This is a genomic window from Amycolatopsis sp. NPDC004772, from assembly GCF_053601215.1.
Map to the genome: position 1 here is coordinate 1 of NZ_JBSGBK010000043.1, position 19440 is coordinate 19440.

Here is a 19440-nt window from a genome sequence, read left to right on the forward strand (position 1 = left end):
CCGGGCCCGCAAGCCTGCGCCCTCACCCAGCTCTGGGTGGTGGGTTGCGGGCCCGGCTCAAAGCGATTTTCACGGCCTCAGGCGACGGGATGACCACCCAGCTCCTCTATTGGTTGCGTCAGCGGACCGCGTCCAGGGCGTTTACCAGGCCGTGGCCGTAGTACGAATTGTTCTTTGCCGGGCCTGTGCACGCCTCTTCCGTCGATGCGCACCTCACCACGTCCGCTTCGCTCTCCAGGATCTGCGTCAGGAACCTTGGGGATGCTCCGCGGAACTTCGATGCCAGCAGTGCCGCCACCCCGGCCGCGTGGGGGGATGCCATTGATGTTCCGCACTTCGAGCCGTACTGGCCGCCGACCACCGATGACAGGGGGCAGGCCGGGCCCGCTCCTTCCGGTGGCGACTGCTCGAACGCGCCGCCCGGGGCCGTTACCTCGATCTCGCCGTAATTGCTGAAGTCCGACTTCGTACCCGCGTAGCCGACCGAGGACACCGTCACCACTTCGTCAGCCATGCCCGGGAGGATGGCGCACGACGCGTCCACCGGGTGGGGGCGGTTCTTGTCCGTGGTCTGGTTCGTGAGGTCCAAGCTGTCGTTGCCCGCCGCCGCCACGTTGAGCACTCCTCGATGCGTCGAGTACGCCACCGCCCTGCGGATCGCCTCGAACGCCGCCGCGTCTCCCGGCTGCTTCGGGCAGTAGAACATCCCCGGGTCGATGTAGTAGCTGTTGTTCGTCACCGCGAAGCCGTGCTCCGCCGCCCAGACGAAGCCGCAGACCGCCGACTCCGGGAAGATGTAGCCCGCGTCGTTGACCACCTTCACCGAGGCCAGCCGGACGCCCGGGGCGATGCCCGTGAAGCCCGCCGCCGGGTCCTTGCCCGCGATCGTGCCCGCCACGTGCGTTCCGTGGTCCGAGGTCGTCGGCTGCCACGCGGCCGGCGTCAGGTCCGGTGCGCCCGTCACGCAGCCGGCCGACGAACGAACGTCGAGAGCCGCCTTGAGCGCCGGGTGTGTTGCCTCGATGCCCGAGTCGAGCACGCCGACCGTCACCGCGCGGCTGCCCTGGTAGATCTTGTTGGCTTCCGGCGCGTGGATCGCCTTCATGTCCCACTGCTGCGCGGACAGGTCACCGGCCGCCGCGACCGAGCGGGTGTCCTCCAGCGTGCGCACCGCGCCCAGCGAACGGGCCGAGGCCGCCGCACCCTGGGAGGCCACGTCCTTGGCGCCCGAATAGGCCCGGTAGACGCCGATCTTCTGCTGGAAGTCCGCATTGCGCGAGCTGGCGATTGCGACGCCGATCGGCGCGTAATACGCGACCTTCGTGCCGCACTTGGCCGCCAGCTCCTTGTCGACAGCCGACGCGCGGGTGCCCGGCTGGTACATCACGACGTAGGTGTACGGCGTGCTCGTCGTGTCGCAGGCAGCCGGCGCGGCCTCCGCGGCCGGGGCCACCGCGAACAGGCCGCCTCCGACGGCCAGCGCAAGCGGGGCCGCCATTCGACGTAAACGGGACATTCCACCTCCAGGGTCTGTGGCGTCAACCTAAACCGGCCCCGGAAGCCGCGCCACCGACCAAAGTCAGGAGGAGACCCGCGCGGTGGCCCGGACGCCGCGCCAGCCGAGCACGCCGATGATCGTGCCGAGCACGAACGAAACGACGGTCAGCACGGCGTGCACCACGAAGTAGGCGGTGGGCGAGCCGTCGGGGGTCCAGGCCCGGTCGCTGTCCCACAGGTTCTTCGCGAAGGTGATCCAGATGATCCACGACCACACACCGAAGGCCAGCAGGAACAGCGAGGTGCCGCGTGAAATGCGCATGCCCCGTAGTATGCGGCGGCGGTCGCGACGCTAGATTGCGTGGGTGCACTCCGTTGTTTCCCGGTCGCTCAAGGTCTTCACGACGACGCTCGCCGCCGCCCTCCTGGCCCTGAGCTCGCCGGCACTGGCGGCCGCGGCGCCGCAACAGGGTCAGTGCGCGAACCGCCAGGCACCCCCGCCGCCGGTCGACACGTCGGAGAAGCCCGCGCCGGGCAAGCAGGCCCCGGCGCCGCTGGCGGTGCCCGCGGTCCCGGTCGGCGGCGCCCGGATGGCCGAATGCGGCCTGATCACCCCGGACGGCGCGCTCAACCCGCCGGACGGCAACACCGCGGCGTCCTGGGTGGTGCAGGACCTCGACACCGGCGCGGTGGTCGCGGCGAAGGACCCGCACGCCCGGCAGCGGCCTGCGTCCCTGATCAAGACGCTGCTCGCGCTGGTCGTCGTCACCCAGCTGGACCCGCAGCAGCCGATCATCGCGACGAAGGAGGACGCCGAGCAGGAGTGCACCTGCGTCGGCCTCGTCGCCGGCGGCCGGTACACCGTCGACCAGCTGCTGCACGGCCTGCTGATGCACTCGGGCAACGACGTCGCGCACGCGTTCGCCACGGTGCTCGGCGGGGTCGACGCCACGGTGGCGAAGATGAACGCGCTGGCCGCGAAGGTCGGCGCGCTCGACACGCGCGCCGCGACGCCGTCGGGCCTGGACGGGCCGGGCATGTCGACCTCGGCCTACGACCTCAGCCTGATCTTCCACTACGCGATGAAGCAGCCGGAGTTCGCGAAGGTCGTCGCGACGAAGAGCTTCGAAATCCCGGCGACCGGCGGCAAACCGGCCATCCCGATCTTCAACGACAACAAGCTCCTCGGCGTCTACCCCGGCTTCCTCGGCGGCAAGACCGGCTTCACCGACGACGCACGGCACACCTACGTGGGCGCGGCGCAGCGCAAGGGCAAGCGCCTCGCGGTCGTCATGCTGCGCGCCGAGCAGAAGCCGACGAAGGTGGTCGACCAGGCGGCGAAGCTGCTCGACTACGGCTTCGCGCTCGAGGAGGACCGGGCCGTGCCGGTCGGCCAGATCACCTACCAGGCACCGGCCGCGGCGCCGTCGAGCGAAGATCCGTCCGTGCTCGCCGACGGCGGCACCGGCAACAGCGGGACGTCCGCGGCCGCGTCGGCGGCGAAGGAAGACCCGTTCGGCGTCACCGGCTGGATCATCACGCTGGTGGTGTTCCTGATCATCGTCGGCGGGTTCGTGGTCGGGCACCAGCGCAAGAAGGCCGCGGGCTAGCGGAAACCGGGCCCCGGCTCGGGCGTCACCCGATCGGTGGCGATCGCGCCGCCGCAGTGGCCGCAGGCGACGTACGTCCCACCGACCTCCCCGCAGTCGTGGTGCCGCAACAGGATCGGCGGCCCCGCAGGGCCGGCGAGGTGCCGGTCCCCCCACTGCATGAGCGTGACGACGGCGCCGAAGAGGTCCCGGCCGGCGGCGGTCAGCACGTATTCGGGCACCGGGTCGACACGTTCGAGCACGCCGGCGTCGACGAGGGTCTTCAGCCGGGCGGACAACGTCGGGCGCGGGATGGACAGGTTGCGCGCGAACTCGCCGTAGCGGCGCACGCCGAAGAACGCCTCCCGCAGGATGAGCAGGCTCCACCGCTCGCCGACCAGGTCGAGCGCGCGGCCGACCGAGTCCGCCGTGAACCGGTGCTCCAGGCCGGTCACAGCTGTTCCGTCCGGGCCGGGACGCCCAGCAGGAGCTTGCCGGAGAGCTCGTAGCTGGCCGGGTTGACCTGGAAGTGGGCGGTTGCGGTGTGCGCGTCGCGGAACCGGCGCTGCAACGGCGAAGTCTCGTAGATCGCCGCGCCGCCGCCGAGGTCGTACATGCTCTCGGCGACCTTCGCGGCCGTGCGCGTCACGTGCGTCGCGGCCAGCCGGAGGCCCAGCTTGAGCGCGTCCGGCACCGGTTCGTGGCCCTGCGCGGCCTGCCAGGCGTCGTCGATGCTCGTGTAGTAGAGCAGCCGCGCGGCACGCAGGGCCGCTTCGGCCTCCGCGACCGCGGCCTGGGTCGCCGACCGCTCGGCCAGCGACCGGCTGGAGCCGAGCGGCGTGCGCGTCGAGGCAAGTTCGACGAGGTCGTCGATGGCGCCGCGCGCGTTGCCCAGCGCGGCGGCCGCGACCGACAGCGCGAAGAACCCGAAGAGCGGGAACCGGTGCAGCGCAACGGCTTCCGGCGGCGGGCCGGCCAGCACCGAGAAGACGCGGTGCTCCGGGACGAACAGGTCGTCGGCGACGCAGTCGTGGCTGCCGGTGCCGCGCAGGCCGTTGGTGTGCCAGGTGTCGAGCACTTCGATGTCGGCCTTCGGCAACGCGGCGACATAGAGCGCCTTCTCGTGGACGAACCCGGCGAAGAGCCAGTCGGCGTGCGGGATGCCGCTGCAGAAGGCCCACCGGCCGGTGACGAGGTAACCGCCGTCGACCTTCCGGCCGGCCCCGCGCGGCGCCCAGACCCCGGCGGCGACCGTGCGCGGGTCCCCGAAGACCTCTTCGGCGCACTTAGGCGGGGCGTAGGCCGAGAGCAGGCTGCTGGTCACGGCGATCGAGACGCACCAGCCGGCGGAGGCGTCCCCGCGTGCGACGGTCTCGGCGGTTTCGAGGCTGACGGCGGGCGACGCTTCGGGGCCGCCGAGGTAGCCGGGGACGCCGGTGCGGAACAGCTCGGCGTCGGTCAGCTTCGCGACCAGCTCGGGCGGCAGGGCGCGCTGCCGCTCGGTGACCGGGGCGAGGGTCTTGGCGAGGTCGGCACACTCGCGGGCGGCGTCCAGCAGCACGAAACCCCTCCGGTTCAGATTTCTTACCGGTTCAGTTTCTTTACTGGACGCGCAGCTGTCAAGGCTTGCGGCGCCCGCCCAGCCAGGCGAGCAGCGCACCGGCGCTGAAGGCCCCGGCGACGGCGCCGAGGCCGGGCCCGCGCTGGAGGGTGACGTTCTGCTCGAGCCGAACCGGCGGCGGGGGCGCGATGACCTTGCGTTCGTTCTCCTTGGCCGTCGCGGTCCAGGCCGTGACGAGCAGGAGGAAGCGCGAGACGAGGTTGGCGAACACGAGCAGGCCGATGACCGGCCCGAACAGCGCGAACGCGGGCGACTTCGTCACGCTGGCCAGGTAGATCGTGGCGGCCTGCTGCAGCACGACGAACCCGACCGCGGCGAACACGGCACCCTTCACTGCACTGCGCAGCGCGACGCGTTCCCGCGGCAGACGGGCGATCACCCAGAGGAAGACGAGGGTGTTCGCGGCCAGGCCGAGGACGATGGTGGCGCCCCGGAGCAGCACGATCGCCCAGGTGGCGTGTTCGAGCCCGACGAGTTCGAGCAGGAACTGCCCCACGCCACCGCCGATCGCGGTCAGGGCGAAGGAGACGACGAGGGCGACCCCGAGCCCGATCAGCGCCACGAGGTCCTTGAGCGTCTGCTTGACGACCGGCTGCGGCTGTTTTTCCTGGCCCCACTGCGCGGTGAGGGCGTCCCGCAGGTTCGACATCCACCCGACGCCGGAGTAGAGGGCGATGAGCAGACCGAAGATCCCGATCCCGCTCCCGGACTTGAGCGCGGCGTCGACGATCCCGGTGACGAGGGTCTGCAGCCCACCGGGCACGGACTTCTTGATGCCGTCGGAGATCTGCCGGATGATGTCCGGATCGTTGTTGACGGCGAGGCCGACAACGGCGAAGGCGACCATCAGGATCGGGATGACGGAGAGCACGCTGAAGTAGGTGATGGCGGCGGCGTAGTGGTTGCCGTACCGCTCGGTGAAGGCATCGTTGGCCCGGATGAGGTGATCGAGCCACGGGTACTTCCGCCGCAACCGCGGCAGGAGCTTTTCCTTCTCTTCAGTCGCCACCGTGAAACGCTAACCACGCAAGGTGAACCCCGCAACGCGAGCGCCCGGCGCGGGGGAGGTTCGTTCGCGTGATCCAGGCCCGCCGCGGGTCAAGGCACGCGCCACCCTTCACGTGATCGAGGTCAGCAGCGCGGAATAGGCGTCCACCGCGGTGAGCACCGGCACCCCGCGGCTCGCACCGAACGCGGCGACCGCCTCGTAAGCCGCATCCAACTCCCGCTCGGTCAGCGGCACGGCCGACTCGATCTCCGCTTCGCCTCGGGCAGCGAAGCGGCGCCGGACCACCTCCCGCCCCGGCAGCAACACCACCTCGTGGAAAGTCGCCCCGCACTCGGCCGCCAGCGCCTCGAGCCGTTCCGGGAACCCGGCCCGCGCCACCAGCTGCGGCACCACCACGTCGTGCCCCGCGCCGAGGTGCGTCCGCGCCGCCGCCAAGGCGATCTCCCGCGCGAGCCGGCCGGCCTCGCCCGGCGCTGATCGCCAGGCGCCGAGCATCGCCCGGATGCGGTCCACGTCCAGGGCCAGCGCCGGCGGGTGGTGGTCGGCGTAGCGCCGGGCCAGCGTCGACTTGCCGCCGGCCGGCGGGCCGTTGAGCAGGATCAGCTTCACCGCACCGGCGGCAGGAACCCGATTCGCTGGTACGTCTTGGCCAGCGTCTTCGACGCCACCTCGCGCGCACGTTCGGCGCCCGCGGCGAGGACCTTGTCCAGCTCCGCAACATCGTCCAAATAGGACTTGGCGCGCTCCTGGACCGGGGTCACCCACTCGACGAACACCTCGCCGAGGTCCTTCTTCAGGTCGCCGTAGCCCTTGCCCTCGTACGCTGCTTCGAGGTCCGGGATCGTCCGGCCGGTCAGGGCCGAGTAGATCGTCAGGAGGTTCGAGACGCCCGCCTTGTTCTCCGCGTCGAACTTGACCTCGCGGCCCGTGTCCGTCACCGCCGAGCGGAGCTTCTTCGCCGAACGCTTCGGGTCCTCGAGCAGCTCGATGATGCCGTTGACGTTGGACGCCGACTTGCTCATCTTGGCCGTCGGTTCCTGCAGGTCGTAGATCTTGGCCGTGTCCTTGATGATGTACGGCTCCGGCACCACGAACGTCTTGCCCAGCCGGTTGTTGAAGCGCTGCGCGAGGTCGCGCGTCAGTTCCAGGTGCTGGCGCTGGTCCTCGCCGACCGGGACGGCGTCGGCCTGGTAGAGCAGGATGTCGGCAGCCTGCAGGACCGGGTAGGTGAACAGGCCGACGCTGGAGCGGTCGGAGCCCTGCTTCGCCGACTTGTCCTTGAACTGCGTCATCCGGCCGGCCTCGCCGAAGCCGGTCTGGCACTCCAGGACCCAGCTCAGCTGCGCGTGCTCCGGGACGTGGCTCTGCACGAACAGGGCGCTGCGCTGCGGGTCGATGCCGATGGCGAGCAGCTGCGCGGCCGAGACGCGGGTGCGCTGGCGCAGCACCTTCGGGTCCTGCTCGACCGTGATCGCGTGCAGGTCGACGACGCTGTAGAACGCCTCGTGCGTGTCCTGCAGCTTCACCCACTGGCGCAGCGCGCCGAGGTAGTTGCCGAGGTGGAACGAGTCGGCGGTCGGCTGGATCCCGGACAGGACCCGCGGGCGGCGCTCTGCGACGGTCTGCTCTTCGGACACGTCAGGATTCTTCCAGGCCGCGACGAGCGGCGGGCGCCGAGGGCCCTCAGGCGTTCGGGCGCTGGGTGAGGAACGGGCGGGTCGGCGTCGCGTCGGGCTCGCCGAGGACGGCTTCGGCCATCGCCGTGACCGGGTCGGGCACCTCCGGCACCGCGGGGGCGGCCTCGGCCAGCCGGGTCTTGCGGCGCTGGCGCAGCACACCGAGCGTCATGCCGACGATGCCGAGCGCGACCGCGACCAGCCCGACGGGGCCGAGCACGCCGAAGGCCTCGACGTTGGTGTCGGCCTGCGCCGTCGTCGTGTCGGCGGCGAACGCGCTGCCGCCGGCCAGGAGCAGGCCCGCCGGGACGAGCGCGACCACCACGGCCGCGCGGGAACCGCGCAGGGTGGACCGCAACAGGGTTCGACCTGGGTTGCGCACCGGAGTGCCTCCCGCGAGTAACGCTCACCCATCCGAGTGAGACGTTGCGTGCTACTGGTCAGAAAACTACCGAGCGTGTCAAGACCTGCCGGTTCTGATCAACTCGGAAGCGAGGGTAGCGCTCATTCTGTAATACGCCTCGGGCGCCCCCGGGGTTCACTCTCGTTACCCGGGTGGGTGAAGTCGCTACTACTCGAAGTAGAGCGTGACCGGAGAGTGTCCGATCGGGGGTCACCCGTTCTTCGCAGCATCTGCTCACGCTGCGACGTTCGCCGCAGTACCCACTGCTCCGATCGCGTCCTCCTGTTCGGAAAACTTTTCACCGGATAGTGATTGGTCTATACCTCTTGGAGTAGTTGCCGAGTCCGTCCGGACCGCGCCCGGACGGCGTGACAAGAGGAGTCCCGCATGGCGATCACCCGCTTCCTGAAGCGCGCCGGAGTGGCGATGAGCGCGCTCGTCACGGCCGTCGCACTGGCCCCGGTCGCGTCCGCTGCGTCCTTTGTGGTCAGCGAGGCGCAGTTCGGGCAGATGTTCCCGGGCCGCAACACCTTTTACACCTACAGCGGCCTCACCGCGGCGCTGTCGGCCTACCCCGGTTTCGCGAACACCGGCGACGACACGGTGAAGAAGCAGGAAGCCGCCGCGTTCCTCGCGAACGTCAGCCACGAAACCGGCGGGCTGGTGTACGTCGTGGAGCAGAACACCGCGAACTACCCGCACTACTGCGACACGAGCCAGCCGTACGGCTGCCCGGCGGGCACCGCGGCGTACTACGGCCGCGGCCCGATCCAGCTGAGCTGGAACTTCAACTACAAGGCGGCCGGCGACGCGCTCGGCATCGATCTGCTCGGCAACCCGTACCTGGTCGAGCGGGACGCGGCGGTCGCGTGGCAGACCGGGCTCTGGTACTGGAACACCCAGAGCGGCCCCGGCACGATGACGCCGCACGACGCGATGGTCAACGGGCGTGGTTTCGGCGAGACCATCCGCAGCATCAACGGTTCGATCGAGTGCAACGGCGGCAACCCGGCCCAGGTGCAGAGCCGGATCGACCTGTACACGCGGTTCGCCGGGATCCTCGGCGTCCCGACGGGCGGCAACCTCTCCTGCTGAGCGTCCTACTGGGGGAAGTCGATGTCGTAGGTCGCGGTGACGGGCGCGTGGTCGGACCAGCGCTGGTCGTAGGCGGCCGCTCGCTCGACCACGACGTCGACGACCTTCTCGGCGAGGCCGGGCGTCGCGAGCTGGCAGTCGATGCGCCAGCCGGAGTCGTTGTCGAAGGCCTGGCCGCGATAGGACCACCAGGTGTACGGGCCGGGGCCTTCGGGATCGAGCCGGCGCTGGACGTCGGTGAAGCCGGCCTCGGTGTAGACGCGGCCGAGCCAGGCGCGTTCTTCGGGCAGGAAGCCGGAGTTCTTGCGGTTGCCGCGCCAGTTTTTGAGGTCGACGGTGTCGTAGGCGATGTTCCAGTCCCCGACCACGACGGCTTCCCGCCCGTCGGCGGCGGCCTTCGCCCGGAGCTCGACGAGGTAGGGCAGGAACGCGGCCATGAAGCGTTCCTTTTCGTCCTGACGTTCGGTGCCGACGTCCCCGCTGGGCAGGTAGAGGCTCGCGACGACGACGTTCGGCAGGTGCACCTCGAGGTACCGCCCGCTGTCTTCGAATTCGGGCTCCCCGAAGCCGACGCGCACCTCTTCGGGCTCGACGCGGCTGTAGACGGCAACGCCGTTGCGCCCCTTGGCGGCCGAGGGGGCGTGCACGGAGAACCACCCCTCGGGTTCGACGACGGCGGCGGGCAGCTGGCTGGCTTCGGCCCGCACCTCCTGGCAGGCGACCACGTCGGCTCGGGTGGCGGCGAGCCACTCGACGAAGCCCTTCTTGGCGGCGGCGCGGAGGCCGTTGACGTTCACGGTGGAGACGGTCAGCACGGACTGCACGCTACCCGGCGGAGTCTCCGGGCAGCGGGGCCGGTGAGGTGACCGACGGCGGGCGCTGTGCCGGTTCTGCCAGACTGCCGCGCATGGGTGATCTGACTGTGCTCGGCAGTTGTGGCGCATGGCCGGAGCCCGGACGCGCCTGCGCCGGGTTCCTGTTGTCGCACAACGGGTTTCGCATCGTCCTCGACCTCGGGTACGGCACCGCGTCGAGGTTGTTCACGCACTGTCGAGGCGGGTTGCCGGATGCGGTGATCGTGACGCACGAGCACCCCGACCACTGCGCCGACGTGAGCGCGCTCGGGCGAGCGTGGCACTACACCGTCCAGGTCGACGCGCCTTCGGCACGGCTGCCGCTGCACTGCACGACCGGAACCGTCCGGCGGCTCGAGGCGATGGAGCCCAGACCACATCCGACGGCGCTTTTCGACGTGCGCGAGTTGGGCGACGCGGCCGACGTCGGACCGTTCCGGCTGACGTCGTACGCCTTGCCGCACCACCAGCCGAATTTCGGGGTGCGCCTGGTCGCGGACGGGCTGACCGTCGCCTACACGGGCGACACGGGCCCGTCGCCGGCCCTGGCCGAGCTCGGGCGCGAGGCAGACCTGTTCATCTGCGACGCCACCCTCCGCACCCCACCACCGGAGGCCGAGCCCCGCTACCTGATGACGGCCGCGGAGGCGGGCCACTGGGCGGAGAAGGCCGGAGCGCAAAGGCTCCTGCTCACGCACTTCTGGCCCGGCACCAACCGCGCCGCGGCGGCCGAGGAGGCGCGGGGCGAGTTCCGTGGCGAGGTGCTGGTGGCGGACGAGGACCTGGTCATCGGGCTGTGACGCCTTAGCGGGCGCAGGCTCCGGCCGGCTGACCGCTTAGGCCGGCTGGCCGACCCTCGCCCGGCCGACGGCCTCGCATGGCTGGCCGCCTGCCGCCGCGGCTGCCGAGGGGGCCAGGCGGAGGCGCCGATCGCGGAAGTGAACCTCTCCATCGCGCTATGACGCGCCGCCACCGCGCCTGGCTGACCGCTGCCGCACCCCGGCACCCCGGCGATCGTCCCTCGTGCTCTGACCCCCGTCTGAGCACGAGCCCAAGGCTCGATTCCAAGGCTCGATCCACCGCGCCGCTCGGGCGCCCGGCCCGCGAGACTCCCCCTGGAGACCCCGCGGACACCCGGCCCAAACCGGCCCAACCCAAGCGGCGATTCAGTTGTCGCCCGCCCCCGGGCGTTCCCTCCTTCCCAGCGGCCCCCAACGGCCGCCACCTGCGGTTTTCGACGTGATCAGTTCTAGCACCCACCACCGACAAAAACCGGGCCTTGACCGCCGAAGCTACGGATATTAGCTTTAAAGCTATGCCAAGTAGCCACCATGTCGCCTAGAGCCGGGCTGACCACCGATGCCGTGGTCGAGCTGGCGATCGCCCTCGTCGATGAGGCCGGGCCCGGCGAGCTCACCCTGGCCAAGGTCGCCGAACGCGCCGGGGTTGCCGCCCCTTCCCTCTACAAGCACGTCAAGAACCTCGCGGACCTTCGGCGGCTCATCGACCTTCGGGTCGTCAAAGAAATGGCCGACACCCTCAAGAACGCCGCCACCGGGCGCGAGGGCGGGGACGCCGTTGCCGCCGTTGCCGCCCTTGCCGACGCCTACCGGCACTACCTGCAAGCCCACCCGCACCGCACCCACGCCCTGACCGCCGCCCCCGATCAGGGAGATGTCGAACTCAGCCGCGCCACCCATGCCGTTGCCGAAGTCGTCTTCGCCGTCCTGCGGCCCTTCGGCTTCGATCACGCCCGATCCGTCCACGCCACGCGGTGCATCCGCGCCGCCGTTCACGGCTTCGCAAGCCTCGAAGCCTCCGGTGGCTTCGGGCGCCCCGAAGACGTCGGCGAGAGCTTCGAAGTGCTCAAGAAAATGCTGGTCCAGGGCCTCACCGACTACGCGACGAACCACCCGGAGAAACGATGACCTTCCTCCTCGCCGTCCTCCTCTTCACCGTCGGGCTCGGCGTGCTCGACACGCGCTTCCCCTGGACGGAGGCCCGCCGATGATCGCCGGGCACTTCGGGCTGGCCGCCGCCGTCAAGGCGGGCCGTCCGGCCATTCCCGTGTGGACGCTCATGCTCGCCACCGCCTGGCTCGACGTCGTCTTCGTGCCGCTCTACCTGAGCGGTGTCGAGACGATCGACGGCGAAGGCTACGGCGGCGGCGTCATCCACGCCGACTACACGCACTCGCTCGTCGGCGCACTGGTGCTCGCCGCGCTCTTCGGCGCCGTCGCCGCCAACTGGCTCGGCCGCGAAGCCGGGCTCGTGCTCGGCGGGGTCGTCTTCTCGCACTGGCTGCTCGACCTCGTCGTGCACCGCGCCGACCTGCCGATCCTGCCCGGCAACGCCGGCGATCTGCCCGTCTTCGGCTTCGGGCTCTGGCGGCTGCCCGCCGTCTCGGCCGTCGTCGAACTGCTGATGCTGGCGATCGGGATCGGCCTCTACTGGCGCGCGGCCGCGAAACGGGACCCGAAACGCGCGCGGACGCTCGGCCTCTCGGCCGCGGCCTTCGGTGTCGTCACGCTCGCGGCCGACCTGATCGGCCTCTGAAACCTCAGCAGGCGGAGCCGGCGACGGGCTGGGTGAACTCGGCGGCCACCCACTTGTTGTCGGCCACCTTCCGGAAGCCGGCCTGCACACCCGGCAGGACGTCGAACTGGGCGTCACGCAGGTACTTGCCGACGACCTTGGCGTTGCCGTCGGCCGCTTCGCGGGCGTTGAGGACGTCGGCGGTCACCGTCACCTTGCAGCCGGTGGCCGACGCTCCCGACGCCTGCTTGCCCGACGAGTTCACGTACACGATGACGATCAGGACGAGCGCGCCCAAGATGAGCAGAGTCTTCTTCGACATGCCTTCCTCCAACCCGCGAACCCGTCCCCACGCCAAGGGTAGGCAATCCTTTACCCCGGCGGCAGCGCCGGACGACGCAACCACCCGGAGGCGCCAGCGACGTCACCGCGTGTGATCAAAGCGAAAGGCCCCCTCCCCGGCGAACCGGGGAGGGGGCCTTCAACGCACGAACTCAGCCCTGGGCGATCTTCTTCGCCAGGTTGTCGTCCAGCGTCGCGAGGAACTCCTCGGTCGTCTGCCACGGCTGGTCCTTGCTGATGAGCAGCGCGAGGTCCTTCGTCATCTGGCCGCTTTCGACGGTCTCGACGACGACCTGCTCGAGCTTGTTCGCGAAGCCGATCAGCTCCTGGTTGCCGTCCAGCTTGCCGCGGTGCTCGAGGCCGCGGGTCCAGGCGTAGATCGACGCGATCGGGTTGGTCGACGTCGGCTTGCCCTGCTGGTGCTGGCGGTAGTGCCGGGTGACCGTGCCGTGCGCGGCCTCGGCCTCGACGGTCCGGCCGTCCGGCGTGCGCAGCACCGACGTCATCAGGCCGAGCGAGCCGAAGCCCTGCGCGACCGTGTCGGACTGGACGTCACCGTCGTAGTTCTTGCACGCCCAGACGTAGCCGCCCTCCCACTTCATCGCCGCGGCGACCATGTCGTCGATCAGGCGGTGCTCGTAGGAGATGCCCTTGCTGTCGAAGTCGGCCTTGAACTCGGCGTCGAAGATTTCCTGGAACACGTCCTTGAACATGCCGTCGTAGGCCTTGAGGATCGTGTTCTTGGTCGACATGTAGACCGGCAGGCCGCGGTCGAGGCCGTACTGCAGCGACGCGCGCGCGAAGTCCTCGATCGACTTGCGGTAGTTGTACATCCCCATGGCGACGCCGCCGCCCTCGGGGAACTTCGCGACCTGGAACTCCATCGGCTCCGACCCGTCCTCCGGGGTGAAGCTGATGGTCAGCGTGCCGGGGCCGGGGACCTTGAAGTTGGTCGCCTTGTACTGGTCGCCGTGGGCGTGACGGCCGATGATGATCGGCTTCGTCCACGTCGGCACCAGCCGCGGGATGTTCTGGATGACGATCGGCTCGCGGAAGATCACGCCGCCGAGGATGTTGCGGATCGTCCCGTTCGGGGACAGCCACATCTTCTTGAGGCCGAACTCCTCGACGCGCGCCTCGTCCGGGGTGATCGTCGCGCACTTGACGCCGACGCCGTGCTTCTTGATGGCGTTCGCGGAGTCGATGGTGACCTGGTCGTCGGTGCGGTCCCGCTCCTCGATGCCCAGATCGTAGTAGTCCAGGTTCACGTCCAGGTACGGGTGGATCAGCTTGTCCTTGATGAACTGCCAGATGATGCGGGTCATCTCATCGCCGTCGAGTTCGACGACGGTGCCCTGGACCTTGATCTTGGCCATGAGCAGCGGTGCTCCTTCCGCGGATCTTCGCGTTCTTCGATACGTCTCGCCGGTAGCGGTACAAGCGTACTGCTTGACGCACCTGGATGGTTCAAGTAGTGGTCGGCATCAAGTCTCCACCCGCGCTTTGTGGCACGGATCACCGGGCACGGCCCGATCCGACCGCTCGCCGAGCGACCATCGCTTTTCGGGCGTGAACCAGGGCACGATGCCACCCGTGAATTCTTGATGCGGGAGGTGACGGCCATGTCGACCCATCGGTACGCCGGCTACGAAGACGACTACGAGAACGACTACCAGGATTCCGGTGAGCCCGGTGACGTGCTCGACGAGCGGCCGCGCCGCGGAGCCGCGCACGTCGTCAGCGCGCTCGGCGGGCTCGTGCTGACGCCGGTCGCGCTCGGCCTGCTGAGCTGGGGCGGCCTGCGCCAGCAGCAGCTGATCCAGGCCACGCTGAGCACCAACCGCGACGCCCTCGGCATCGCGCTGCTGGCCGGCGGGGCGATCCTGCTGCTGGTCGTCGCCGCGCTCGGCGCCCTGTCGGCGGTCGGCCCGATCCTCGGCGGCCTGATCTACGGCGTGCTGCCCGGCGTCGCCGCGATGGCCATGCCCGAATGGGGGTTCCGGCTGGTCAACCTGATGCCGAAGAGCGACATCGCCTACGGCGTCATGGACTTCCTCTTCATCGGCGGCCTGCTCGGCGTCGGCTTCCTGCTGGTCGGCAGCGGACTGGCCAACGCGCTGGTCCGGCGGCGGCGCGAGGGCTGACCCACGCCGGTGGCATCATCGGCGGATGGGACTGTTCACCGTCGCCGAGGCCCGCGCCGAACTGACGCGCCTGCGGCCGGTCCTCGACGAACTCGTGCGCGTCCGCGCCGACGCCGCCGAGCTCGCGGCGTCGCTGCGACCGGGCGGCCGGGCCACCGAGCTGGGCGGCCTGCCCGAGTGGAAGGCCGCGCAGGCCCGCCTCGACGACCTGATGACGACGGTCCAGCGCACCGGCGCCGAGCTCAAGGGGTTCGCGCCGCTGCTGGTCGACTTCCCGGCGGAGCTGGACGGCACCGACGTGCTCCTGTGCTGGCTGGAAGGTGACCGCGAGCTGGCCTGGTACCACCGCGCCGACCTCGGGTTCGCCGGGCGTCGCCGCCTGAAAACCGCTGGTGGGCCCGGCTAGGTTGGGTTCGTGAGCGACGAATCCCGGGCCGCGTTCTTCGACGGCACAGCCGAGCACTACGACGACGACACGTTCCACGCCTCGGTGGCCGCCGCGCTGGTCGAGCCGCTGCCGTCCGGCCCGGAACTCGTGCTGGACGTCGCCACGGGGACCGGCTTCGCGGCCTATGCGGCGTTGCAGCTGAAGCCGGCGCGCGTGCTGGCTGTCGACCTGTCGCCGGCCATGGTCGCGCGGGCCGAGGCGAAGGCCGCCGCGCAGGATCCGGCCGGCGTCATCACGTGGCAGGTCGCGCCGGCGGTGCCGATGCCGGCGCCCGACGGTTCGGCCGACGTGGTGCTGTGCGCGTCCTCGCTGCACTTCCTGGGCGCGGTGGCGTTCGCGGACTGGCTGCGCGTACTGAAGCCGGGCGGGCGGCTGGCGTTCTCGGTGGTGTCCGGAGCGCGGTTCAAGCCGTCCGGGCCGTTCGCCGAGTTCGTGCCGAAGGACCTGGCGTTCCCGCTCGACGAGGCCGGGGCCGCCGCGCTGGCCCACGGCTTCGTCGATGTGTCGGCGAAGACCTTCACCGCCGACGACGGCGAGCGCGTCCGAAGCGTCTTCGTGGTGCACGCGACGGCCCCGTGACTCAGGCGCGGAAGTGGACCTCGCCGCGAGTGGCGGGGCCGTCCGGGCTGCCGCAGTGCTGGACGAACGTCAGGTCGACGTCGGTCGACCAGCCGTCCTCGGCCGGTTCCAGCCGGTCGATCGTGAAGTCGGCGTACGCCTCGCTCCACACGTTGCCGTGGGTGTAGACGAAGATCCCCGGGGTGGTCAGCTCCTGGTCACTCTGCCAGCGGAACCGCGCGCCGGTGTACGTGCCGGTGTGCAGGGTCTCCCCCGTCGGCGCGCTCAGCTCGACGCGCAGGTCCTTCAGCCCCGACTGGACGTCGATCTTCAGGACGCCGTTGTACTCCCAGACGGCGATCTCGTCGCCCGGAGCCGCGTAGTGGGCGCTGCCCTCCAGCGGCCAGGCACCGTCTTCCGACGTGTAGTCGACCGTCTGCAGCGGGTCCGCCGAGGCGACCGGCACGAGGGCCAGGCCCAGCCCGGCCGCCGCCGTCAGGACCACGCACGCACGACGAAGTGAAGTCACGGAACCTCCCCATTCCGAGCCGCCCTCCGCGGCACTGCCGATCATGCTGGCAGCTCACCCTCCCGGGGGACAGGGGGTTTCTCCTCAACGGTGCAGCGACGCGCCCTTGAGGATCTTGTCGACGGCGTTCTTCGGCCCGTGCACCGCCAGCCCGGCCAGCGCCAGCTTCTCCCCCGGCACCTCGCGGACCGCCGCGCGGTTGTCGGCGTCGTTGCCCGTGTGGAACAGCTCGTCGGTGAAGATCGAGAACCGGAGGCCGCGGCCCAGCGCGCGGGCGTGGGCCGCCGTGAGGACGGCCGCCGTCCCGGAGAAGACCAGCACCGGCTGGCCGAACATCGGCAGGTACCCGGTGCCGTCGGCGTCGGCGTACGGCTCGCCCATCAGCTCGGGCGTCACGTGGGCGATGCCGCTCACCAGGAACGCCGTGACGTTCAGCCGCTGCCAGGACGCCAGGTCGTCGCGGAGCAGGACGGCGATCTTCGTGTCGAAGGAACTCATGCCGGTCACGATCGCCCGGGCGCGACGGCCGCGTCTTGTACGTTCTTGACATGGCGGACGTCGCGGCTTGGCGGCCGGCGGTCCCGGGGATCGCCGAGGTCTTCCACGCGCGCTTCACCACGCACGCCTACCCGCTGCACACGCACGACACGTGGACGCTGCTGATCGTCGACGACGGCGTCATCCGCTACGACCTCGACCGCCACCACCACGGCGCGCTCGGCCCGGCCGTGACGCTGCTGCCGCCGAACGTCGCCCACGACGGCCGCGCCGCGACCAGCCACGGCTTCCGCAAGCGGGTGCTCTACCTGGACACGCCGGTGCTCGGCGAGGACCTGATCGGCGCCGCGGTCGACCGGCCGAGCCTCGCCGACGGCCTTCTGCGCACCCGCATCCACCAGCTCCACGAGTCCCTCGCCGAGCCCGGCGACGCGCTGGAGGCCGAGAGCCGGCTGGTGCTGGTCGCCGACCGCCTGCGCACCCACCTGGGCAAGCCGGCGTCGCACGAGCCGAAGCGCGGCCTGGCCGACGACCTCCGGGACCTCCTGGACGCGCGCCTGCCGGAAGCGCTGACGCTGGCCGAAGCGGGCGAGACGCTCAGCGCGCACCCGGCGTACCTCGTCCGCTGCTTCGGGGCGCGGTTCGGCCTGCCGCCGCACCGGTACCTGACCGGCCGCCGGGTGGACCGGGCCCGCCGCCTGCTGCTCGACGGCACCCCGGCCGCGGAAGTCGCGACGGCGGCCGGGTTCACCGACCAGGCCCACCTGACCCGGCACTTCAAGCGGTACCTGGGCACGACGCCGTCGCGCTACGCGAAAACCCGGTGACGACGCCGTTGCGATTCACCGGACATGATGTGGCGCGCGATCACGGTCGCGCTGGTCGTCGCGCACCTGCCGGAGCGGGAGACTGTGTCAAGATGACAGCATGCTGCGCGAACTGCACCTGACCGGTGACCCGGCGGCCGACAAGCTGCTGAACGACGACCCGTTCGCCCTGCTCGTCGGCATGCTGCTGGACCAGCAGTTTCCGATGGAGCACGCCTTCATGGGCCCGCGGAAGATCGAGAACCGGATGGACGGGTTCTCGCTGGCGAAGATCGCCGCGACCGAGGTCGATGAGTTCGTCGAGCTCTGCGTGGTGCCGCCGGCCATCCACCGGTACGGCGGCTCGATGGCCCGCCGCGTCCACGCGCTCGCCCAGCACATCATCGAAACCTACGACGGCCGCACCGAAGGCATCTGGCTCGACGGCCGCCCGAAGCCGGACGGTCCCGAGGTCCTCAAGCGGCTGAAGGCCCTGCCCGGGTTCGGGGAGCAGAAGGCCAAGATCTTCCTGGCCCTGCTGGGAAAGCAGCGCGGCATCCAGCCGAAGGGCTGGCGCGAGGCAGCCGGCGCGTACGGCGACCGCGGCTCGCGCCGGTCGATCGCCGACGTCACGAGCGCCGAAACCCTCGCCGAGGTGCGCGCGTTCAAGAAGGCCGCCAAGGCCGCCGCGAAGGCCGGCTAACGCACTAGGACGCGCAGGGGTCCGAGCGCCGAAGCGCCGTGGTCCAGCGCGATCCGCAGCGCGTCGCCGTGTTCGTAGCCGACCACGGGGAGCCCCGGGAACGCGGCCGCCACCGCCGCCACCGCGCCGGGCCACGCCGAGGGTGGGCCCGCGAAGTTGGACAGCCCCACCACCTCCTCGCCGCGGTGGGCGACGACCCGCGCCGGGCCGCGGGACAGCACCGCCACCGAGGCGACGACCGGGAAGCCGTGCTCGGTCAGCCGCCGCCAGCCCGGCTCGGGGACGCCCGGCCCGCACGCGATCCACGTCGCTTCGAACAGCACCGAAAACCCGGGCAGCGCCAAGGTCGCGAAGCTGTCCTTGACCGAACACCCCGCCGAGCCGTCGACGAACGGGAGGATGTCGGCGGCGGTGGCGTCCGGGGCCAGCGTCACCGCGTCCGGGTAGAACTCCGGTGCGCGCGACGGCGAAGTCCACGCCCGCGGGCCGAACTCCCCGCCGCACACCAGATCGCACCAGGCGGCGTTCTCCGCGACCGTCCACTTCAGACTCGTCACAGCAGGCCGGCCAGCTTGTACAGCACGAGGCTCCCGGCCACCGCGACGTTCAGGCTGGCACCGGTGCCGACCATCGGGATCTCCACGACGCTGTCGAGCAGGTCGAGAGCCTCCGGCGGGATCCCGGTCTGCTCGTGGCCGAGCACGGCGATCGTGCGGCCGCGGGCGGCAGGCAGGTCGGCCAGCCGGACGGCTTCCTCGGCCAGCTCGACGCCGACCACCTTCGTGCCCGCCGCGCGTTCGCGGGCCAGCCAGGCCGATGGGTCGTGCACCCAGTGCACGCAGGCCGGACGCCGCAACGTGTTCCCCCTCCGCAACGCTTCGGGCACCCACGGGAACCGCGGCACGGCGAGGCACGCGCCAACGGCGTCGCAGGTGCGCAGGAGCGTGCCGAGGTTGGCGCCGTGCAACGGCCACAGCGGGGCGGCCACCAGGTGCCCCCAACAGGAATGTGCCTTGCTCCGCCGGGACTTCCGCAGCTCTCGGGGCGTGCGGACCCGGACCGAAGGGCTCACCGGCGCCGAGGCGCGGCGCCTCCGGATTCACTGATCATGCCGGGGATTCTAACCCGTTCGC

The 19440-nt window shown here is 70.7% G+C and carries 25 protein-coding genes; 10 read left to right on the plus strand and 15 right to left on the minus strand.

Features of this window, described 5'->3' with window-relative positions:
- Nucleotides 1-118: 118 nt before the first annotated feature.
- Together ACWEF6_RS24470 and ACWEF6_RS24475 are read right to left on the minus strand one after the other, a co-directional pair.
- Entirely contained in the window at nucleotides 119-1516 is a 1398-nt protein-coding gene (locus ACWEF6_RS24470; RefSeq protein WP_449685082.1) for a S8 family peptidase, read from the minus strand.
- A 63-nt stretch (nucleotides 1517-1579) separates the two neighbouring features.
- The gene (locus ACWEF6_RS24475; RefSeq protein WP_310967462.1) at nucleotides 1580-1819 is read right to left on the minus strand and encodes an SCO4848 family membrane protein; all 240 of its coding nucleotides are present in this window, start codon (nucleotides 1817-1819) and stop codon (nucleotides 1580-1582) included.
- Between the two features lie 43 nt (nucleotides 1820-1862).
- Here ACWEF6_RS24475 and ACWEF6_RS24480 point away from each other — a divergent pair, with 43 nt between their 5' ends.
- Entirely contained in the window at nucleotides 1863-3107 is a 1245-nt protein-coding gene (locus ACWEF6_RS24480) for a D-alanyl-D-alanine carboxypeptidase family protein (protein ID WP_449685083.1), read from the plus strand.
- On the opposite strand, the gene ACWEF6_RS24485 is transcribed toward ACWEF6_RS24480, so the two are convergent.
- From ACWEF6_RS24485 to ACWEF6_RS24510, 6 genes are all read right to left on the minus strand, one after another.
- Entirely contained in the window at nucleotides 3104-3541 is a 438-nt protein-coding gene (locus ACWEF6_RS24485; RefSeq protein WP_449685084.1) for a winged helix-turn-helix transcriptional regulator, read from the minus strand. The two genes, ACWEF6_RS24480 and ACWEF6_RS24485, sit on opposite strands and share 4 nt — an antisense overlap.
- Nucleotides 3538-4647, minus strand: coding sequence for an acyl-CoA dehydrogenase family protein (locus tag ACWEF6_RS24490; protein WP_449685085.1), 1110 nt, complete (start codon nucleotides 4645-4647; stop codon nucleotides 3538-3540). The genes ACWEF6_RS24485 and ACWEF6_RS24490 overlap by 4 nt, the downstream gene beginning before the upstream one ends.
- A gap of 58 nt (nucleotides 4648-4705) precedes the next feature.
- Nucleotides 4706-5716: an inner membrane protein YhjD gene (gene yhjD / locus ACWEF6_RS24495; protein ID WP_449685086.1), complete on the minus strand. Its 1011-nt coding sequence runs from the start codon at nucleotides 5714-5716 to the stop codon at nucleotides 4706-4708.
- A gap of 108 nt (nucleotides 5717-5824) precedes the next feature.
- Nucleotides 5825-6325 (minus strand): AAA family ATPase, encoded by a 501-nt coding sequence (locus ACWEF6_RS24500; RefSeq protein WP_449685087.1) that lies wholly within the window; start codon nucleotides 6323-6325, stop codon nucleotides 5825-5827.
- On the minus strand, nucleotides 6322-7353 hold the full coding sequence (trpS, locus tag ACWEF6_RS24505) for a tryptophan--tRNA ligase (RefSeq protein ID WP_449685088.1): 1032 nt from the start codon (nucleotides 7351-7353) through the stop codon (nucleotides 6322-6324). The genes ACWEF6_RS24500 and trpS overlap by 4 nt, the downstream gene beginning before the upstream one ends.
- A 46-nt stretch (nucleotides 7354-7399) precedes the next feature.
- On the minus strand, nucleotides 7400-7750 hold the full coding sequence (locus ACWEF6_RS24510) for a hypothetical protein (RefSeq protein WP_310967474.1): 351 nt from the start codon (nucleotides 7748-7750) through the stop codon (nucleotides 7400-7402).
- Nucleotides 7751-8221: 471 nt separating this feature from the next.
- Between ACWEF6_RS24510 and ACWEF6_RS24515 the strand changes: the two genes are divergently transcribed.
- Nucleotides 8222-8890 carry a chitinase gene (locus ACWEF6_RS24515; protein ID WP_396136871.1) on the plus strand — a complete coding sequence of 223 codons (669 nt, stop codon included), beginning with the start codon at nucleotides 8222-8224 and terminating at the stop codon, nucleotides 8888-8890.
- A gap of 5 nt (nucleotides 8891-8895) precedes the next feature.
- On the opposite strand, the gene ACWEF6_RS24520 is transcribed toward ACWEF6_RS24515, so the two are convergent.
- Nucleotides 8896-9714: an exodeoxyribonuclease III gene (locus ACWEF6_RS24520; protein ID WP_449685089.1), complete on the minus strand. Its 819-nt coding sequence runs from the start codon at nucleotides 9712-9714 to the stop codon at nucleotides 8896-8898.
- Between the two features lie 83 nt (nucleotides 9715-9797).
- Between ACWEF6_RS24520 and ACWEF6_RS24525 the strand changes: the two genes are divergently transcribed.
- The 3 genes from ACWEF6_RS24525 (at nucleotide 9798) to ACWEF6_RS24535 (ending at nucleotide 12300) form a co-directional block, all read left to right on the plus strand.
- Entirely contained in the window at nucleotides 9798-10544 is a 747-nt protein-coding gene (locus tag ACWEF6_RS24525; protein WP_449685090.1) for an MBL fold metallo-hydrolase, read from the plus strand.
- 564 nt (nucleotides 10545-11108) lie between these two features.
- Nucleotides 11109-11672: a TetR/AcrR family transcriptional regulator gene (locus ACWEF6_RS24530; RefSeq protein WP_449685091.1), complete on the plus strand. Its 564-nt coding sequence runs from the start codon at nucleotides 11109-11111 to the stop codon at nucleotides 11670-11672.
- Nucleotides 11673-11751: 79 nt separating this feature from the next.
- Entirely contained in the window at nucleotides 11752-12300 is a 549-nt protein-coding gene (locus ACWEF6_RS24535) for a permease (protein ID WP_449685092.1), read from the plus strand.
- 4 nt (nucleotides 12301-12304) lie between these two features.
- Here the strand turns inward: ACWEF6_RS24535 and ACWEF6_RS24540 are convergent, their stop codons facing one another.
- Both ACWEF6_RS24540 and ACWEF6_RS24545 read right to left on the minus strand, forming a co-directional pair.
- The gene (locus ACWEF6_RS24540) at nucleotides 12305-12601 is read right to left on the minus strand and encodes an SH3 domain-containing protein (RefSeq protein ID WP_310967484.1); all 297 of its coding nucleotides are present in this window, start codon (nucleotides 12599-12601) and stop codon (nucleotides 12305-12307) included.
- 172 nt (nucleotides 12602-12773) lie between these two features.
- Nucleotides 12774-13997 carry an NADP-dependent isocitrate dehydrogenase gene (locus ACWEF6_RS24545; protein WP_310967486.1) on the minus strand — a complete coding sequence of 408 codons (1224 nt, stop codon included), beginning with the start codon at nucleotides 13995-13997 and terminating at the stop codon, nucleotides 12774-12776.
- 246 nt (nucleotides 13998-14243) lie between these two features.
- Between ACWEF6_RS24545 and ACWEF6_RS24550 the strand changes: the two genes are divergently transcribed.
- The 3 genes from ACWEF6_RS24550 to ACWEF6_RS24560 are packed head-to-tail and all read left to right on the plus strand — an operon-like array spanning nucleotide 14244 to nucleotide 15792.
- The gene (locus ACWEF6_RS24550) at nucleotides 14244-14765 is read left to right on the plus strand and encodes a hypothetical protein (protein ID WP_310967487.1); all 522 of its coding nucleotides are present in this window, start codon (nucleotides 14244-14246) and stop codon (nucleotides 14763-14765) included.
- A gap of 25 nt (nucleotides 14766-14790) precedes the next feature.
- Nucleotides 14791-15171, plus strand: coding sequence for a DUF2203 domain-containing protein (locus tag ACWEF6_RS24555; RefSeq protein ID WP_449685093.1), 381 nt, complete (start codon nucleotides 14791-14793; stop codon nucleotides 15169-15171).
- Between the two features lie 9 nt (nucleotides 15172-15180).
- On the plus strand, nucleotides 15181-15792 hold the full coding sequence (locus tag ACWEF6_RS24560) for a class I SAM-dependent methyltransferase (RefSeq protein ID WP_449685094.1): 612 nt from the start codon (nucleotides 15181-15183) through the stop codon (nucleotides 15790-15792).
- Nucleotide 15793: 1 nt separating this feature from the next.
- Here the strand turns inward: ACWEF6_RS24560 and ACWEF6_RS24565 are convergent, their stop codons facing one another.
- Both ACWEF6_RS24565 and ACWEF6_RS24570 read right to left on the minus strand, forming a co-directional pair.
- On the minus strand, nucleotides 15794-16300 hold the full coding sequence (locus ACWEF6_RS24565; RefSeq protein ID WP_449685095.1) for a hypothetical protein: 507 nt from the start codon (nucleotides 16298-16300) through the stop codon (nucleotides 15794-15796).
- A gap of 84 nt (nucleotides 16301-16384) precedes the next feature.
- On the minus strand, nucleotides 16385-16798 hold the full coding sequence (locus ACWEF6_RS24570; RefSeq protein WP_449685096.1) for a DUF2000 family protein: 414 nt from the start codon (nucleotides 16796-16798) through the stop codon (nucleotides 16385-16387).
- Between the two features lie 50 nt (nucleotides 16799-16848).
- Here ACWEF6_RS24570 and ACWEF6_RS24575 point away from each other — a divergent pair, with 50 nt between their 5' ends.
- Complete coding sequence (locus ACWEF6_RS24575; RefSeq protein ID WP_449685097.1) at nucleotides 16849-17625, plus strand: AraC family transcriptional regulator; 777 nt, start codon at nucleotides 16849-16851, stop codon at nucleotides 17623-17625.
- A 100-nt stretch (nucleotides 17626-17725) separates the two neighbouring features.
- Nucleotides 17726-18307 (plus strand): HhH-GPD-type base excision DNA repair protein, encoded by a 582-nt coding sequence (locus ACWEF6_RS24580; protein ID WP_449685098.1) that lies wholly within the window; start codon nucleotides 17726-17728, stop codon nucleotides 18305-18307.
- Here ACWEF6_RS24580 and ACWEF6_RS24585 read toward each other — a convergent pair.
- Both ACWEF6_RS24585 and ACWEF6_RS24590 read right to left on the minus strand, forming a co-directional pair.
- Entirely contained in the window at nucleotides 18304-18864 is a 561-nt protein-coding gene (locus ACWEF6_RS24585) for a hypothetical protein (protein ID WP_449685099.1), read from the minus strand. The genes ACWEF6_RS24580 and ACWEF6_RS24585 overlap by 4 nt on opposite strands.
- Nucleotides 18861-19295: a TrmH family RNA methyltransferase gene (locus ACWEF6_RS24590; protein ID WP_449685100.1), complete on the minus strand. Its 435-nt coding sequence runs from the start codon at nucleotides 19293-19295 to the stop codon at nucleotides 18861-18863. The genes ACWEF6_RS24585 and ACWEF6_RS24590 overlap by 4 nt, the downstream gene beginning before the upstream one ends.
- Between the last annotated feature and the right edge of the window lie 145 nt (nucleotides 19296-19440).

What these genes read in the sequence shown, in the direction of transcription:
- ACWEF6_RS24545 (WP_310967486.1), bottom strand. Translation starts at nt 13,997, where the DNA reads ATGGCCAAGATCAAGGTCCAGGGCACCGTCGTCGAACTCGACGGCGAT.
- ACWEF6_RS24550 (WP_310967487.1), top strand. Translation starts at nt 14,244, where the DNA reads ATGTCGACCCATCGGTACGCCGGCTACGAAGACGACTACGAGAACGAC.
- ACWEF6_RS24575 (WP_449685097.1), top strand. Translation starts at nt 16,849, where the DNA reads ATGGCGGACGTCGCGGCTTGGCGGCCGGCGGTCCCGGGGATCGCCGAG.
- ACWEF6_RS24540 (WP_310967484.1), bottom strand. Translation starts at nt 12,601, where the DNA reads ATGTCGAAGAAGACTCTGCTCATCTTGGGCGCGCTCGTCCTGATCGTC.
- ACWEF6_RS24470 (WP_449685082.1), bottom strand. Translation starts at nt 1,516, where the DNA reads ATGTCCCGTTTACGTCGAATGGCGGCCCCGCTTGCGCTGGCCGTCGGA.
- ACWEF6_RS24555 (WP_449685093.1), top strand. Translation starts at nt 14,791, where the DNA reads ATGGGACTGTTCACCGTCGCCGAGGCCCGCGCCGAACTGACGCGCCTG.
- ACWEF6_RS24515 (WP_396136871.1), top strand. Translation starts at nt 8,222, where the DNA reads ATGAGCGCGCTCGTCACGGCCGTCGCACTGGCCCCGGTCGCGTCCGCT.
- ACWEF6_RS24580 (WP_449685098.1), top strand. Translation starts at nt 17,726, where the DNA reads ATGCTGCGCGAACTGCACCTGACCGGTGACCCGGCGGCCGACAAGCTG.
- ACWEF6_RS24535 (WP_449685092.1), top strand. Translation starts at nt 11,752, where the DNA reads ATGATCGCCGGGCACTTCGGGCTGGCCGCCGCCGTCAAGGCGGGCCGT.
- ACWEF6_RS24570 (WP_449685096.1), bottom strand. Translation starts at nt 16,798, where the DNA reads ATGAGTTCCTTCGACACGAAGATCGCCGTCCTGCTCCGCGACGACCTG.
- ACWEF6_RS24475 (WP_310967462.1), bottom strand. Translation starts at nt 1,819, where the DNA reads ATGCGCATTTCACGCGGCACCTCGCTGTTCCTGCTGGCCTTCGGTGTG.
- ACWEF6_RS24525 (WP_449685090.1), top strand. Translation starts at nt 9,798, where the DNA reads ATGGGTGATCTGACTGTGCTCGGCAGTTGTGGCGCATGGCCGGAGCCC.